Source organism: Pseudomonas tremae (assembly GCF_023278125.1).
Classification (GTDB): Bacteria; Pseudomonadota; Gammaproteobacteria; order Pseudomonadales; family Pseudomonadaceae; genus Aquipseudomonas; species Aquipseudomonas tremae.
Genome location: NZ_CP066270.1, coordinates 3,319,997 through 3,335,030 on the forward strand (window position 1 = coordinate 3,319,997; position 15,034 = coordinate 3,335,030).

The window sequence follows — 15,034 nt, forward strand, 5'->3', positions numbered from 1 at the left end:
GCCAATGACGCTGCAACTGAGGTGTGCCGAGTTCAGCGCCAGCGGTCCGCGAGCGGAGAATCAGGACGCCCTGCGCTTGGTCACTCCGGTTGCGGCGCTGGCGGCCAGCAAGGGCTATCTGTTTGCCCTCGCCGACGGCGTCAGCCAATGCGCCGATGGTGCGCTGGCCGCCCAGTCGACGCTACAGGCGCTGGCACTCGACTATTACTCGACACCCGAAACCTGGGGCGTGGCCCAATCGCTTGATCGCCTGCTGCTGGCGCAGAATCGCTGGTTGCTGGCCAATAGCCTGATGACGACGCTTAGCGCCCTGGTGCTGCGCGGGCGACGCTTCACCCTCGCCCACGTCGGTGACTGCCGGGCCTATCGCTGGCACGCGGGGTCGCTCAAGCGCATCAGTGAAGATCATGTCTGGGAGCAGCCCGACATGCAGCACGTGCTCAAGCGCGCGCTCGGCCTGGATCAGTATGTGGTGATGGATTATCTCGACGGCGAACTGTGCGAAGGCGAACGTCTGTTGCTGGTCAGCGATGGCGTCTGGGCGACACTCGGCGATGCCAGCATCCGCTCGATTCTTGGCGAGCAGGAAGACCTCGATGCAGCTGTGAAGACTCTGGTCAGTGCGGCACACCTGGCAGGTAGTCAGGACAATGCCAGCGCACTGCTGATTCAGGTCGACAGCCTGGGCGAAGATGACCTTGGCGATGCGTTGCTGCAGTTGCAACAGTGGCCGCTGCCGCCCGTGCTCAAGCCTGGCCAGCTGTTTGAAGGCTGGAGCGTTGCCAGCGTAGTGGCGCAGTCCCGCCAATCGTTGCTGTATCGTGTACACGACATTCATGACCAGCCCTGGCTGCTGAAAACCCTGCCCGCCAGCCGGCACGACGAAACCGGCGCCGGTCAGGGCCTGTTGCTTGAAGAGTGGTTCCTGCGCCGGGTTGCAGGACGCTTCTTTCCCGAACTTCACCCGCTTGCAGAGCGCCAGCATCTGTATTACGTGATGCGCGAGCACTGCGGGCGCACGCTGGCCGAGGTGTTTGCCGCCAGCGGTCCTGTGCCGCTGGCCCAATGGCAAGGTCTGGCGACCCGGCTGTTGCGGGCCACCGGCCTGCTGCACCGGCGCAATATCATTCATCGCGACATCAAACCGGAAAACCTGTTGTTGAGTGACGACGGTGAATTGCGCCTGCTGGATTTCGGCCTGGCATTCTGCCCCGGCCTTTCAGCTGCCAGCGCCGAAGATCTGCCTGGCACGCCGAGCTACATCGCGCCAGAAGCGTTCAATGGCGCAGAACCCGACCCGCGGCAGGATCTGTATGCCGTCGGCGTCACCTTGTATTACCTGCTGACAGGCCACTATCCCTACGGCGAGATCGAAGCGTTTCAGCATCGACGCTTCGGCCTGCCGATTCCCGCCGCTCGCTACCGGCCCGATCTGCCGCAATGGCTGAGCCAGAGCCTCGACAAGGCGCTGCAAGCCGACCCGGATCAGCGCTATGAAACCTCCGAGCAATGGCTGCTGGAACTGGAGCAGGCGGAACATCGCCCGGTCGTGGCGCGTCCACGCCCATTGCTCGAACGCGAACCGCTGAAGGTCTGGCGGACGCTGGCGCTAGTTTCGCTGCTGGTCAATCTGCTCGCAGCCATCTGGCTCATGCACCATCCTTGAATTGAATAAGGTGCCTTGATCCAGAAGCCGCCCTGCTTCTGTGCAACGCGCTTCAACCCAGTGCAAGAAATACCTGTCACGCTCGGCCAAAAACCCCAGCCCCACTAGCGCCCGATAGTTGGCACAAGCGCTGCATGTTCTTTTTTCAGATGATTCATAACGCGCAGCCTTCAACGATGAAGGATGCGTTTCCCGAGATAACGGGACCGGACAAAGGCGTCCCTGTCAGGCAACTGACGGGACGCCTTTTTTTGTTTGCGCACACTGTGTCGAGCGCGTTCTGGCGACTCGGAGGCAAGATGAAAAAAATCAAACTGGTGATGATTGGCAACGGCATGGCCGGCGTGCGCACCCTCGAAGAGCTACTGAAGTTGAGCGAAGACCTGTACGACATCACGGTCTTTGGCGCCGAACCGCACCCCAACTACAACCGTATCCTGTTGTCCCCGGTATTGGCAGGCGAGCAGAACTTCGAAGACATCGTGCTCAACGACCTGGACTGGTACGAAACCAATGGTATCCAGTTATTGCTCAATCGCCGGGTAGTGAAGATCGATCGCATAAAACGCCTGGTGATCGCCGACGATGGTACTGAAGCGCGTTACGACCGGCTGCTCATCGCCACCGGCTCGCGGCCTTTTATCCTGCCTATCCCCGGCAACACGCTGCAAGGCGTCATCGGTTACCGCGACATCAGCCATACCCGGCAGATGATCGACACCGCCGTCACGCACAGGCGTGCAATGGTCATCGGCGGCGGCCTGCTCGGACTGGAAGCTGCCAACGGTCTGAGCCTGCGCGGCATGCAGGTTACGGTCGTTCACAACGGGCAGACCCTGCTGGAACGCCAACTGGACAAGACCAGCGGGCTGATGCTTCAAGCAGCACTGCAACGGCGCGGCCTGAGCTTTCGCCTCGATGAGCAGACCGAGGCTTTGCTGGGTGACGATCAGGGCCGTGTGCGAGCGGTGCAGTTCAAGAACGGCGATGTGATAGATGCCGACCTGGTGGTCATGGCCGCAGGCATAAGGCCCAACACTGAACTGGCCGAACAGGCCGGACTGCCTTGTAATCGGGGGATTCTGGTCAACGACACGTTGCAGACCTATGACCCGCGCATTTACGCGATTGGCGAGTGCGTCAGCCATCGCGGTATTGCCTATGGCTTGGTTGCACCTTTGTTCGAACAGGCCCGAGTCTGCGCCAATCACTTGGCACAGCTAGGTTTTGCGCGCTATCCCGGTTCTGTCACCTCGACCAAGTTGAAAGTCACCGGGATTGATCTGTTTTCAGCCGGCGACTTTCTCGGCGGCGAAGGCACGGAAAGCATCACGCTCTCCGACCCCATCAGCGGGGTCTACAAAAAACTGGTGATCAAGAACGACATTCTGGTCGGCGCCTGCCTGTACGGTGACACTGCAGACGGCAGCTGGTACTTGCAGCAGATTCGCGATGGCCAGGGTATTGCAGCGATCCGCAACCACCTGATGTTCGGCCAGCCCGCCGCTACCGAGGCTGCTTGCGCATGACCAGCCTGGCCATTCCCTCCAGTCAGATCACAGCGTCCACGTGCTGCTATTGCGGGGTCGGCTGTGGCGTGCTGATCGAACATGACGGTCAGAAGATTCTCGCTGTCAGCGGCGACCCGACGCATCCGGCCAATTTCGGCAAACTGTGTAGCAAGGGCTCCAGCCTGCACCTGACAGGCGACATCGACGCGCGTGCGTTGTACCCGGAGCTGCGCCTGAGCAAGGAACTGGCGCGCGGCGTGACTGACTGGGACACCGCACTGGATCACGCTGCCAGCGTGTTCGCAGACTGCATCCGCGAGCATGGCCCCGACAGCGTCGCGTTCTATATTTCGGGCCAGTTGCTGACCGAGGATTACTACGCCTTCAACAAGTTGGCCCGCGCGCTGATCGGCACCAACAACATCGACAGCAATTCGCGGCTGTGTATGTCGTCGGCAGTCGCTGGCTACAAACGCAGCCTGGGAGCCGACGCGCCCCCCTGCAATTACGAAGATATCGAACAGAGCGATTGCGTGATGATTGTCGGCAGTAACATGGCCTACGCGCACCCGGTCCTGTTCAGGCGCCTGGAAGAAGCGAAAAGCCGCCGACCGCACATGAAACTCATCGTCATCGACCCACGACGCACCGACACTTGCGAGCTCGCAGACCTGCACCTGGCCATTCAGCCGGGTACCGACGTCGCGCTGTTTCACGGCATCCTGCATGTGTTGATGAACGAGCGCCTGATCGACCCGAGCTTTATCGCCGCGCACACAGAAGGTTATGAGGCGTTGGCCACGCTGGCAGGTGAATACCCGCCCGCCTATGTGGCGACTCTCTGCGGCATTACTCAGGACCAGCTGTATACCTGCGCACGCTGGATTGGCGAGTCGCCGAGCTTTTTATCGTTGTGGTGCATGGGCCTGAATCAATCCACTGCGGGCACTGCCAAGAACAGCGCGCTGATCAATCTGCACCTGGCAACCGGGCAGATTGGCCGTCCCGGCGCAGGCCCTTTCTCACTGACTGGTCAGCCGAATGCGATGGGCGGACGCGAAACCGGCAGCCTGTCCAATCTACTGCCTGGCCATCGCGACGCTGCCAACCCCGCCCATCGTGCCGAGGTTGCCGCGTACTGGGGCGTCGACAGCCTGCCGGCCAATCCCGGCCTGTCCGCCATCGAACTGTTCGAGCAACTGCAGAACGGCAAGATCAAGGCATTGTGGATTGCCTGCACCAACCCGGCACAATCTCTGCCCGATCAGAACAAAATCCGGCAGGCATTGGAAACCTGCCCGTTCGTAGTGCTTCAGGAGGCGTTCAAGACCACCGAAACCGCGCGCTTTGCCGACCTGCTGCTGCCCGCAGCCAGCTGGGGCGAGAAAGAAGGCACCGTCACTAACTCGGAGCGACGCATTTCCAACGTGCGCAAAGCCATTCAAGCGCCCGGTGAAGCGCGCCCGGACTGGGCGATCACTGTAGATTTCGCTCAGCGCCTGCAGAAGCGCCTACAGCCAGACGCCCCTGCACTGTTTGATTTTCCGACCCCAAAAGCGTTGTTCGACGAGTTCAAAGGGCTGACTGTCGGGCGTGACCTGGACCTTTCAGGGATAAGCCGCGAACTGATCGACCAGCAAGGCCCGCAACAGTGGCCTTATCCGACGGGCGCCCGCGAGGGTACATCCCGGCTTTACACCGATGGCATTTTCCCGACCGCTTCGGGTCGTGCGCAATTTCTGTCAGAACCATATGTCGCCGCCCGCGAGCTGCGCGACGCAGAATACCCGCTGACACTCAACACTGGCAGGCTGCGCGATCACTGGCACGGCATGAGCCGCACCGGCACCGCCGCCCGACTGTTTGGCCATGTCAGCGAAGCAACACTGGGCCTCAACCTGCAGGACATGCAAGATCATGAGGTGCAAACCGGTGATCTGGTCAGGCTTATCAGCCGCCGCGGCGAATTGTTGCTGCCAGTAAGTTGCGATGAAAACCTTTTGCCTGGGCAGGCCTTCTTGCCCATGCACTGGGGTGACCGGTTCCTCAAGGGTGGCGTGAATATCCTCACCCAGCCAGCGTTCGACGCAGTTTCGAAACAACCGGAACTAAAACACTCCGGGGTGAGAATCGAAAAGGCCAGGCTACCCTGGCGGTTTTTCGCCCTGATCGAGGGCAATGTACAGCAGCGCATGGAACAACTGCGGCCGCTGTGCAATGGGTTCGCTTACCTGAGCATGAACCTGACGGGGCGTGATCGGCCTGCGCTGATCGTGAACGCCGCCAGCAGCGTAGCGCCAGACCCGATGCTGTTGCACGAAATCGATCGTGTGCTGGGCCTCGACGCCGGACCGGTCATGGCTTACGACGATCCTCGGCAGGCTATTGGCAAGCGGATAAGAATCGACGATCAGCGCATCATTGGCGTCCGTCTAGCTGGTGAAACACTTGCCCGACACTGGCTGCAGACACTTTGGCTGGAAGAGCGTGTAGACGACTCCGTGCGGCGCTGGCTACTGGCACCATTGAGCAGCCAGCCTGGCAAAGACGCGTCGCAACATCGTGACAATACCTTGTGCAACTGCATGAACGTCAGCCAGCGCAGCGTGATGGGCGGCATCGCACGCGGCCTGGATCTCGACCAACTCAAGAAGCAATTGGGATGCGGAACCCAGTGCGGTTCGTGTGTCCCTGAAATAAAAAGACTGATTAACACCGTGGCAGTGACCGAATGAGGAAGACAGCATGAGCGCAAAAGTATGGCTGGTAGGCGCAGGCCCCGGAGACCCTGAATTGCTGACCCTCAAGGCAGTTAGGGCATTGCGTGAAGCCGACGTGGTATTGATCGACGACCTGGTCAATACCGACGTACTCGAGCACTGCCCTCAGGCGCGGGTGATCGCCGTTGGCAAACGGGGTGGTTGCCGTTCGACACCGCAGGCTTTCATTCATCGTCTGATGCTGCTTTACGTGCGTCAGGGCAAATGCGTCGTGCGCCTGAAAGGCGGTGACCCGTGCATCTTCGGGCGTGGCGGCGAAGAAGCGCAGTGGCTGCAAGCGCATGGTGTGGCGGTCGAGCTGGTCAACGGCATTACGGCGGGCCTTGCCGGTGCAACTCAGTGTGGTATTTCACTGACCCTGCGTGGGATCAGCCGTGGCGTGACACTGGTAACCGCCCATACTCAGGACGACAGCAGCCTGAACTGGCAGGCACTTGCCCAAGGCGGCACTACGCTGGTGATTTACATGGGTGTGGCAAAGCTTGCACAGATTCGCGAAAACCTGCTGAGAGGCGGAATGACCGGCGAGATGCCGGTAGCAATGATCGAGAACGCTTCACTGCCCTGGCAGCGCGAATGCCGCAGCACGTTGAGCGCCATGCAGGAAGATGCAGCCACCTTCGAGCTGAAAAGCCCTGCCATTCTGGTGATAGGCGCAGTCGCTGCCTGCAACAACGAAAGCTTGAATCAGACACTTGCGCAGCACCTCCCGCAACTGCAAACAGGTTGAGCCAGACGCAACACCTGCTCGAATCGCAGGCAAAGAAAAGCCCGGCCTAAGCCGGGCTTTTCAGTACAAGCGGGCTAATTACTTAGCTTGAGCTTCTACTTGTGCTTCTACGCGACGGTTAACTGCACGACCAGCTTCAGTTGCGTTATCAGCAACTGGGCGGGATTCGCCGTAACCAACCGAGTTTACGCGGCCAGCGCCAACACCGTACTGGTTAACCAGAACCTGTTTAACGGCGTTTGCACGACGCTCGGACAGTTTCTGGTTGTAAGCGTCAGGACCGACGGAGTCAGTGTGACCTTCAACAGTAGTGGTGGTGGATGGGTACTGCTGCATGAAGTCAGCGAGGTTCTTGATGTCGCCGTAGCTGTTAGGCTTGACAACAGACTTGTTGAAGTCGAACTTCACGTCCAGCTCAACACGAACCACTTCAGCAACTGCCGGGCAGCCATCAGCGTCAACAGTTACGTTGGCTGGGGTGTCTGGGCACTTGTCAACGTTGTCGCACACGCCGTCGTTGTCGCTGTCGGAGCACACTTCAGCTACTGGAGCTGGTGCGGCTTCTACTTTCTTGCTGCCACCGCCGAAGTTTACGCCGATACCGACGCTTGGCGCCCACTCGGTGTTGCCTTGGTCGATGTTGTACTGAGCTTCAACGCCTGCACGGGCATAGAAGTTGTCAGTGAAGTACAGCTTGGCGCCGCCGCCGATGTTGGCGAAGGTCGAACCGTCACGGCCGTTGCGAGCGTCTTGACCGATGCTTTGGTCAGAGAAACCGGCAGACAGGTAAGGACGCAGCATGTCACCTGGGTTGTTGAAGTGGTACAGAGCGTCCAGAGCGGTATCTGCGCCCTTGATGTTCTTGCCACTGTCGCTACGGACGTTGTGGACTTCGTCGTAGCCCAGACGCAGTTCAACGTCGTCTGTCAGGAAGTAACCAACGGAGCCGCCGAACAGGTTGCCGTCGTTTTTGAAATTACGATCGCTATCGTAATACTCTTTCTTGGCGAAGCCTTCGATTTCGACTGCGCCTTGGCCTTGAGCCAGAGCGCCGAACGAAGTTGCGGCAACAATAGTACCAATGGCCAAGCCCAAGGTGTTTTTCAGTTTCATCCGTTAAATCCCCATCTGTTGATTATTAAGCAGTCCCACACAGGGGGACAACTCGGCGGCTAGTCTACCAGACCTTGCCAGTTCGTAAGAGATATTTGCACCGTATTAAGTTTCGGCGATTCCCGCAAATTTCTCTCGTAATTTATCTAACGCCCGCTTGTAACGCATTTTCGTTGCGCTCAAGCCCATGTGCATGATGTCTGCGATCTCCTGGAATTCAAGTTCTGCGACGAATCTCAGCACCAGAATTTCCCGATCAATCGGGTTCACATACACAAGCCAGCGATCGAGTCCGCCCCGCTCTTCAGGCTTGGGCGTCTTGTCTTCCGACGCTTCCTCAAGTGGATCCAGACTCAGCGCGTCCATCAAGCGACGCTTACGCCGTTCCTTCCTGTACTGCGTGATGCACTCATTGTAGGTGATGCTGTACAGCCAGGTTTTAAATTTAGATTTACCTTCAAAATTTTTCAACCCATACAACACTTTAAGCATCACCTCCTGACAGACATCGTCAGCATCGCGATCGTTCCCTAAATACCGCGAACACACGTTAAAAAGTGTCCGTTGATAACGACGCATCAATTCTTCATACGCCCGCGTCACATTGAACAGCTCGACGTGGGCCCGCGCAACCAGCTCCTCATCGGAGAGTTCTCGGGGATCGTAGCGTGTCGAAAACGGTTGAGGTTTATTCAAAACAAATCTTGCCGACAGTCAGGTCAATGTCCGCCACAGCCCTGTATCGGCAGCGTGGCGGCATAGATTAGCAGGTTAGCCGCTTAACGGCTGCTCACTCTCTGCTCAAGCAGGAGACGGTTTGAAAACGAAACCAGCTCCCCTTCTTCTGTCAGCAGTATTGTCTTGACCGTACCGATCTCCTCGATCTGCCCTTCCGTATCCCCAATCTGCACCTGCTGGCCGACCTGAAACAGTTCGCGCACATAGATACCTGCAATGATCTGCCCGGCAATTTCCCGACTGCCGAGGCCCAGGGCAAGCGCCACTGTCAGACCAACGGTAATCAAGGCAATCACGATAACGTGGTTCAGCAGGTCGGTCTTGACCTCAAGCTGGCTGATCGCCACCGAGATACTGATGATTATGACCAGCCCCTGAGCAATTCGTCCCAAGCCTGCTGAATAATCTATTCCGACGCCTTCAGCGGCACCCCGGACCAGGCCGTTAACCAGCTGCGCCAACAGCACACCGACCAGCAACACCAGCGCGGCACCAAATACTTTAGGCAGATACAGCGCCAGCATGTCCAGCGTTGCGGAAACACGCTGCAAACCAAGCGATTCTGCAGCCGACACGAGAAAGATCAGTAACACAAACCAGTAGACGACTTTGCCGATAAGCGTCGACACAGGCACCTTGACGCCGGCGCGGCCGATCAGCTTGGTCAGGCCAGTGCCGCTTACCAGACGGTCGAGCCCCAGTTTGGCGAGCAGCTTGGAGAGCAGCGTGTCGAGCAGCTTGGCCACGACAAAACCCAGCAACACCACGACGAGGGCGCCAAAAAGGTTGGGGATGAAGTTGGCGACTTTGGTCCACAATGCGGTCATTGCAGCAAGAAGGCTCTGGGTCCAGAGATTCAATTCCATGCTCAATCAGCCTTATCGATATCGACAGAACGCGCACCGGCGACGGTGCGGCGAGAAACGGGAGAGACGTGCGCAGAGCCATTGTTGACAGCGATCATCAACGCCTCCGACCAACGCCCCAACAGCCCGAATAACACACCAGCACCGACCTGGCGGTTGGCGGTCTTCAGGACACGTCCCAGACATGCATCGTCATCCCGGCTGGAGGATGAAGAATTGAGCATGTCACGTAAAGATTCTTCAAACGGATCGTGCATCAGGCACCTCACGTAATGTCATTCAAAGACGCGACGCGAAAACAACAAGTCACACAGCCTCTGCAAAAAAGCACAAGGGCTGACCTTCATACCCAGCGTAAACGCCTGAACAACCACCACTGCCCCGCTGCCAGCGCGACGATGAGCAGGCACGCCACGAGAAACCCGTAGGCGCTGTCGGAGCCAGGAATACCGCCCACATTGATGCCCAGCAGACCGGTGAGAAAACTCATCGGCAGGAAGATCCCGGTGATGATACCGAAACGGTACATCGTGCGGTTCATGTGCTCGCGCAGGCGCCGATCCTCGGACTCCAGCAACAGCCCCACTCGTTCGCGGGTCAGTTCAAGCTCTTCCAGATAGCGGGTCAGGCTATTATTAAGCTCGTTCCAGTAATCGGCATCGTCGTGGGCGAACCAGGACAGCTTGATCCGCGAAAGCTGACCATAAATGTCACGCTGCGGCCCCAGAAAACGGCGCAGGCCTGCTGCGCGACGGCGAATATGCAACAACTTGCCATGTTCCGGGCTGTACCGTTCGTCGACATCTGACTTTTCTTCCTCTTCGTCGACAGACTCTGTCAACTCGCTGACCAAGTCCTGCACCTTGTCGGTCAGGTATTGCGCAAGGTAAAGAATCAGCTCCGAAGCGCTCTTCGGGCCTTTGCCCAGCTCCAGCAGTTCGATCAGTTCCTCTGTGGCGCGCAACGGGCGCAGGCGCAGCGAAATAACGCGTTGCGCTGCGGCAAATATGCGCACCGAAACCATGTCTTCAGGCTCGGCGCCAGGGTTCAGGTTCACCCCACGCAAAAACAGCAGCAGCTCCTGGTCGGCCAGCGGCAACAGGCGTGGTCGGGTGTTTTCTTCGAGCAGCAAGTCGCAGGCAAACTCGCTCAGGCCGCTGGCAGTGCGTAGCCAGGTCTGGGTCTGCGGGTGGCTGCGATCCCAATGCAGCCACAGGCTTTCCTGCGGCTGTAACTGGAGTGCCTGCAATTCGGTTCGAGCAATGAAACGCGCTCCGCCATTACCGTCCAGGACAAGGGCATGAACCAGCCCCCACTGCGCGTTTGCTTCATCGAACATGGATACTTCGCTTATTCCGGCATGGTCAGTGGAGAGGAGGAAATGATGATGCCATTGTTATCGGCGTACAGGTATTCCCCGGGGTGGAATGTCACACCGCCGAAGGTCACTGGCAGGTCAAGCTGCCCCTCACCGCGCTTCTCTGATCGCTTCGGGTAACTGGCCAGTGCCTGAACGCCCAGATCGGTCTGGGCGAGCATGTCGACGTCGCGCACACAACCGTAGATCACCACGCCTTCCCAGCCATTCTTTGCGGCTTTTTCAGCGAGCATGTCACCCAACAAGGCGCATCGCAGTGAACCGCCACCATCGACCACCAGCACTTTGCCCTTGCCATCGAGTTCAACCTGCTGCTTGACGAAGGAATTGTCTTCGAAACATTTCAGGGTGACGATCTGGCCGCCAAACGAATCACGTCCGCCAAAGTTGCTGAACATCGGCTCGACAACCTGCACCTGTTCCGGGTATGCGTCACACAGATCGGGGGTGATGTAATGCATAGGTTCAACTCCTGTCATTGGGCTCGGGCTCATGAGTGTTTCTGGTCCGGCAGCGTGAGCCAGACACGACCGGCTGACCCTAACCATAGCGACTTTAACCGCTAACTGCCCACTGCGGCCTGAAACTCCACGACCTGTTCAGGAACCGCGCGCGCCTCCAGCCACTCGATGACACGAGGCCAGACCTGTTGTTGCGCGGTTTTGCTGATCAACATCTGCACATGATCGAAGTCTTCACTGAACCCGTGTTCGCGCCCCAGGCAGAGAAACTGCTTGAGCTGGCCCCCGCCAATCTGATCGAATAGCGTGCGGCAGGCCCATACCGGGTCCTGCAGATCGCCTGCCGCTGCGACAGCCAGCACCGGCACTTGCAGTGATTTGAGCCCTTCCCACCAGTTGTTGTCGCGCTCGCCAAAGCGTCCGAGAAGCCCATGCCAGCGAAGACTCTCCAGCACCAGCCCGATCGGCTCGTCTTCGGGCCCGCGCTTGAAACGCGGCCCAGAAACATGCTCAAACGAGCGGAGCAACAGGCGCGCCGACCACTGCAGCGGAGGAATTTTCAGCGGCCAGTAACTGCGGCTGACCTGACTGCCGAACAACGCCACCGACGCAGCTGTTTGCGGCCCCAGATACTGGCCACCCAACGCCGCTGCCAGGGTGATGCCCCCCAGCGAATGCCCTATCCAGTGCGGCGCCTGAGCGCTTTGCTCGACAACGAATGCGGCAATGGACGGCAGATCGAAACGGGCATAGTCCGCTACACAGTTGGACCGATAGCTCTGGTTACGCGACGAAAGCCCGTGCCCGCGCATCTCCGGGATCCACACGTCATAACCGGCACGGGCCAGATACGGCCCCAGACCGATGCCCTTGGGCGAATACCAGAAGCGTCGATTGGAAAAACTGCCGTGCAGCAGAATAACCGGTACGCCGCGCACAGCAGGCTGATCGACCAGCCCGAGGCGGGTCACTACAAGCTCGACACTGGGGTCAGGGCTGTTGGCAGGCTTGAGACGATAAACGTCCTCGACCAGATCACCACGACGTTCGGCACTGATCAAGGCAACGGGGAAAAGCTGGCTGCTGCTTTGCATATCACTCTTTATCGGGCTGGACAGACTGGATAACACCACGCATTCGGGCGCGTTCGTGGCACGCCATAAAAAAGGCGGCTTCCGAAGAAACCGCCTCTTTCAAACACCTGATGCACATGACGGCTCAGGCAGTTGACGCGTCACATCAGACCGGCGCCTGCGCCTCGGCCAGGAAGAACCAGGTCTCCAGCACAGAATCAGGGTTGAGCGATACGCTCTCGATACCTTGATCCATCAGCCAGCGCGCCAGATCCGGGTGGTCGGAAGGCCCTTGGCCGCAGATACCGATGTACTTGCCAGCCTTGTTACAGGCCTGAATGGCGTTGGACAGCAGCTTCTTGACTGCCGGGTTACGTTCGTCGAACAGATGAGCGATGACCCCGGAGTCACGATCCAGACCAAGTGTCAGCTGAGTCAGGTCGTTGGAGCCGATGGAGAAGCCATCGAAGTACTCGAGGAACTCTTCAGCCAGAATCGCATTGGACGGCAATTCACACATCATGATAATGCGCAGGCCGTTCTCGCCGCGTTTCAGGCCGTTGGCCGCCAGCAGGTCGATAACCTGACTCGCCTCACCCAGGGTGCGCACGAACGGCACCATGATTTCAACGTTGGTCAGGCCCATCTCTTCGCGTACACGCTTGAGCGCACGGCATTCCAGTTCGAAACAGTCGCGGAAGTTTTCGCTGATATAACGCGAAGCGCCACGGAAACCCAGCATCGGGTTTTCTTCCTCAGGCTCGTAAAGCTTGCCGCCGATCAGGTTGGCGTACTCGTTAGACTTGAAGTCCGACAGGCGCACGATGACCTTTTTCGGCGTAAAGGCGGCTGCCAGCGTGCTGATGCCCTCGACCAGTTTCTCGACGTAGAAACCGACCGGGTCATCGTAACCGGCAATGCGCTTGTCGACGCTGTCCTTGATTTCCGGGGGCAGCAGCGAGTAGTTCAGAAGTGCCTTGGGGTGCACGCCGATCATGCGGTTGATGATGAATTCAAGGCGCGCCAGGCCGACGCCGGCGTTGGGCAACTGAGCGAAATCGAAAGCCCGGTCCGGGTTGCCGACGTTCATCATGATCTTGAATGGCAGATCGGGCATGGCATCGACCGAATTGGTCTTGATGTCGAAACCCAGTTCGCCTTCGAAGATGTAACCGGTATCGCCTTCGGCGCACGAAACGGTCACGCCCTGGCCGTCCTGCAAGGTCTGAGTGGCATTGCCGCAACCCACGACTGCCGGAATGCCGAGCTCGCGGGCAATGATCGCGGCATGGCAGGTACGCCCGCCACGATTGGTGACAATTGCGCTTGCACGCTTCATGACCGGCTCCCAGTCCGGGTCGGTCATGTCCGACACCAGTACATCGCCGGGCTGGACCTTGTCCATTTCGGACACGTCCTTGATGATGCGCACCTTGCCTGCACCAATGCGCTGGCCGATCGCGCGGCCTTCGACGAGCACCTTGCCGGTCTCCTTGAGCAGGTAACGTTCCATGACATTGGCCGAGGCACGGCTCTTCACGGTTTCAGGGCGTGCCTGCACGATGTACAGCTTGCCATCGTCACCGTCCTTGGCCCATTCAATGTCCATCGGGCACTTGTAGTGCTTCTCGATGATCATCGCCTGCTTGGCCAGTTCGGACACTTCGGCATCGGTCAGGCAGAAACGCGCCCGATCGGCAGGCTCGACGTCGATCACCTTGACCGATCGCCCGGCCTTGGCTTCTTCGCCATAAATCATTTTGATGGCTTTGCTGCCCAGGTTGCGACGCAGAATCGCAGGACGGCCGGCAGCCAGCGTGTCTTTGTGGACGTAGAACTCGTCGGGGTTGACTGCGCCCTGTACAACGGTTTCGCCCAGGCCGTAGGCGCCGGTAATGAACACCACATCGCGGAAACCGGACTCGGTGTCCAGGGTGAACATCACGCCTGCCGTGCCGGTTTCAGAGCGCACCATGCGCTGCACACCCGCCGACAGCGCCACCAGTTTGTGGTCGAAGCCCTGATGCACGCGGTAGGAAATAGCCCGGTCGTTGAACAGCGAAGCAAAGACTTCCTTGGCGGCACGAATCACGTTCTCGACGCCACGGATATTAAGGAAGGTTTCCTGCTGACCGGCAAAGGACGCGTCGGGCAGGTCTTCAGCAGTAGCGGACGAGCGCACTGCCACGGCCAGATTCGGGTTGCCTGCAGACAGTTCGGCGAAGGCGGTGCGGATCTCGGCGTTGAGCTTCTCGGGGAACTCGGCTTCCATGATCCACTGACGAATCTGCGCGCCGGTACGGGCCAAAGCGTTGACGTCATCGACATCAAGGGCATCAAGCGCCGCATGGATCTGATCATTCAGGCCGCTGAGTTCGAGAAAGTCACGATAAGCCTGGGCCGTAGTTGCGAAGCCACCGGGTACCGAAACACCAGCGCCCGCGAGGTTGCTGATCATCTCGCCGAGGGACGAGTTTTTGCCCCCCACATGCTCTACATCATGGACGCCGAGCTTATCGAGGGAAACTACGTACTCTACCAAGGTGATCTCTCCACTAACTATGTTTGTTGTTGGGAAAAGCTCATGCACCCGGGCCACGTGCATCGTGGCCTCGGGCGTGTCTGGTCGGGCGCAAGCCTGAACATTCAAAAAAGGTGCGCCTGCAGCCCTACGGGCAGGCAAGCACGCCTATGATAGCCAGAATTCGTCAACTGCTT

General features: G+C 58.8%; 11 protein-coding genes and 1 pseudogene. 4 read left to right on the plus strand and 8 right to left on the minus strand.

Annotation, left to right across the window (positions count from 1 at the left end; genetic code table 11):
- Positions 1-4 precede the first annotated feature (4 nt).
- The 4 genes and pseudogenes from I9H09_RS15195 (at position 5) to cobA (ending at position 6,687) form a co-directional block, all read left to right on the plus strand.
- Positions 5-1,666 carry a bifunctional protein-serine/threonine kinase/phosphatase gene (locus I9H09_RS15195; RefSeq protein ID WP_122311423.1) on the plus strand — a complete coding sequence of 554 codons (1,662 nt, stop codon included), beginning with the start codon at positions 5-7 and terminating at the stop codon, positions 1,664-1,666.
- Between the two features lie 299 nt (positions 1,667-1,965).
- Positions 1,966-3,171: pseudogene (locus I9H09_RS15200) on the plus strand (NAD(P)/FAD-dependent oxidoreductase); the annotation flags it as partial.
- 20 nt (positions 3,172-3,191) lie between these two features.
- Entirely contained in the window at positions 3,192-5,912 is a 2,721-nt protein-coding gene (locus tag I9H09_RS15205) for a nitrate reductase (protein ID WP_236502410.1), read from the plus strand.
- 10 nt (positions 5,913-5,922) lie between these two features.
- A complete protein-coding gene (gene cobA, locus I9H09_RS15210) occupies positions 5,923-6,687 on the plus strand; it encodes a uroporphyrinogen-III C-methyltransferase (RefSeq protein WP_005897482.1) in 765 nt (254 codons plus the stop codon).
- Between the two features lie 78 nt (positions 6,688-6,765).
- Here cobA and I9H09_RS15215 read toward each other — a convergent pair whose 3' ends face one another.
- The 8 genes from I9H09_RS15215 to ppsA all read right to left on the minus strand — a co-directional run bounded on the left by I9H09_RS15215 (position 6,766) and on the right by ppsA (position 14,858).
- A complete protein-coding gene (locus I9H09_RS15215) occupies positions 6,766-7,800 on the minus strand; it encodes an OmpA family protein (protein ID WP_005897479.1) in 1,035 nt (344 codons plus the stop codon).
- 105 nt (positions 7,801-7,905) lie between these two features.
- The gene (sigX, locus tag I9H09_RS15220) at positions 7,906-8,496 is read right to left on the minus strand and encodes an RNA polymerase sigma factor SigX (RefSeq protein ID WP_005897476.1); all 591 of its coding nucleotides are present in this window, start codon (positions 8,494-8,496) and stop codon (positions 7,906-7,908) included.
- Positions 8,497-8,579: 83 nt separating this feature from the next.
- Entirely contained in the window at positions 8,580-9,404 is an 825-nt protein-coding gene (locus I9H09_RS15225) for a mechanosensitive ion channel family protein (protein WP_005897472.1), read from the minus strand.
- A gap of 2 nt (positions 9,405-9,406) precedes the next feature.
- Positions 9,407-9,661, minus strand: coding sequence for a hypothetical protein (locus I9H09_RS15230; protein ID WP_005897468.1), 255 nt, complete (start codon positions 9,659-9,661; stop codon positions 9,407-9,409).
- Positions 9,662-9,747: 86 nt separating this feature from the next.
- A complete protein-coding gene (locus tag I9H09_RS15235; RefSeq protein ID WP_005897466.1) occupies positions 9,748-10,743 on the minus strand; it encodes a zinc transporter ZntB in 996 nt (331 codons plus the stop codon).
- Positions 10,744-10,754: 11 nt separating this feature from the next.
- Complete coding sequence (gene rraA, locus I9H09_RS15240; protein ID WP_005897464.1) at positions 10,755-11,243, minus strand: ribonuclease E activity regulator RraA; 489 nt, start codon at positions 11,241-11,243, stop codon at positions 10,755-10,757.
- Between the two features lie 101 nt (positions 11,244-11,344).
- The gene (locus I9H09_RS15245) at positions 11,345-12,337 is read right to left on the minus strand and encodes an alpha/beta fold hydrolase (protein ID WP_024691027.1); all 993 of its coding nucleotides are present in this window, start codon (positions 12,335-12,337) and stop codon (positions 11,345-11,347) included.
- Positions 12,338-12,482: 145 nt separating this feature from the next.
- On the minus strand, positions 12,483-14,858 hold the full coding sequence (gene ppsA / locus I9H09_RS15250) for a phosphoenolpyruvate synthase (protein WP_024669777.1): 2,376 nt from the start codon (positions 14,856-14,858) through the stop codon (positions 12,483-12,485).
- Positions 14,859-15,034: the final 176 nt, after the last annotated feature.

Excerpts from the sequence above, each read along its gene's own strand:
- rraA (WP_005897464.1), bottom strand. The coding sequence starts at position 11,243 with ATGCATTACATCACCCCCGATCTGTGTGACGCATACCCGGAACAGGTG.
- I9H09_RS15235 (WP_005897466.1), bottom strand. The coding sequence starts at position 10,743 with ATGTTCGATGAAGCAAACGCGCAGTGGGGGCTGGTTCATGCCCTTGTC.
- I9H09_RS15245 (WP_024691027.1), bottom strand. The coding sequence starts at position 12,337 with ATGCAAAGCAGCAGCCAGCTTTTCCCCGTTGCCTTGATCAGTGCCGAA.
- I9H09_RS15205 (WP_236502410.1), top strand. The coding sequence starts at position 3,192 with ATGACCAGCCTGGCCATTCCCTCCAGTCAGATCACAGCGTCCACGTGC.
- I9H09_RS15225 (WP_005897472.1), bottom strand. The coding sequence starts at position 9,404 with ATGGAATTGAATCTCTGGACCCAGAGCCTTCTTGCTGCAATGACCGCA.
- I9H09_RS15195 (WP_122311423.1), top strand. The coding sequence starts at position 5 with ATGACGCTGCAACTGAGGTGTGCCGAGTTCAGCGCCAGCGGTCCGCGA.
- I9H09_RS15215 (WP_005897479.1), bottom strand. The coding sequence starts at position 7,800 with ATGAAACTGAAAAACACCTTGGGCTTGGCCATTGGTACTATTGTTGCC.
- cobA (WP_005897482.1), top strand. The coding sequence starts at position 5,923 with ATGAGCGCAAAAGTATGGCTGGTAGGCGCAGGCCCCGGAGACCCTGAA.
- I9H09_RS15230 (WP_005897468.1), bottom strand. The coding sequence starts at position 9,661 with ATGCACGATCCGTTTGAAGAATCTTTACGTGACATGCTCAATTCTTCA.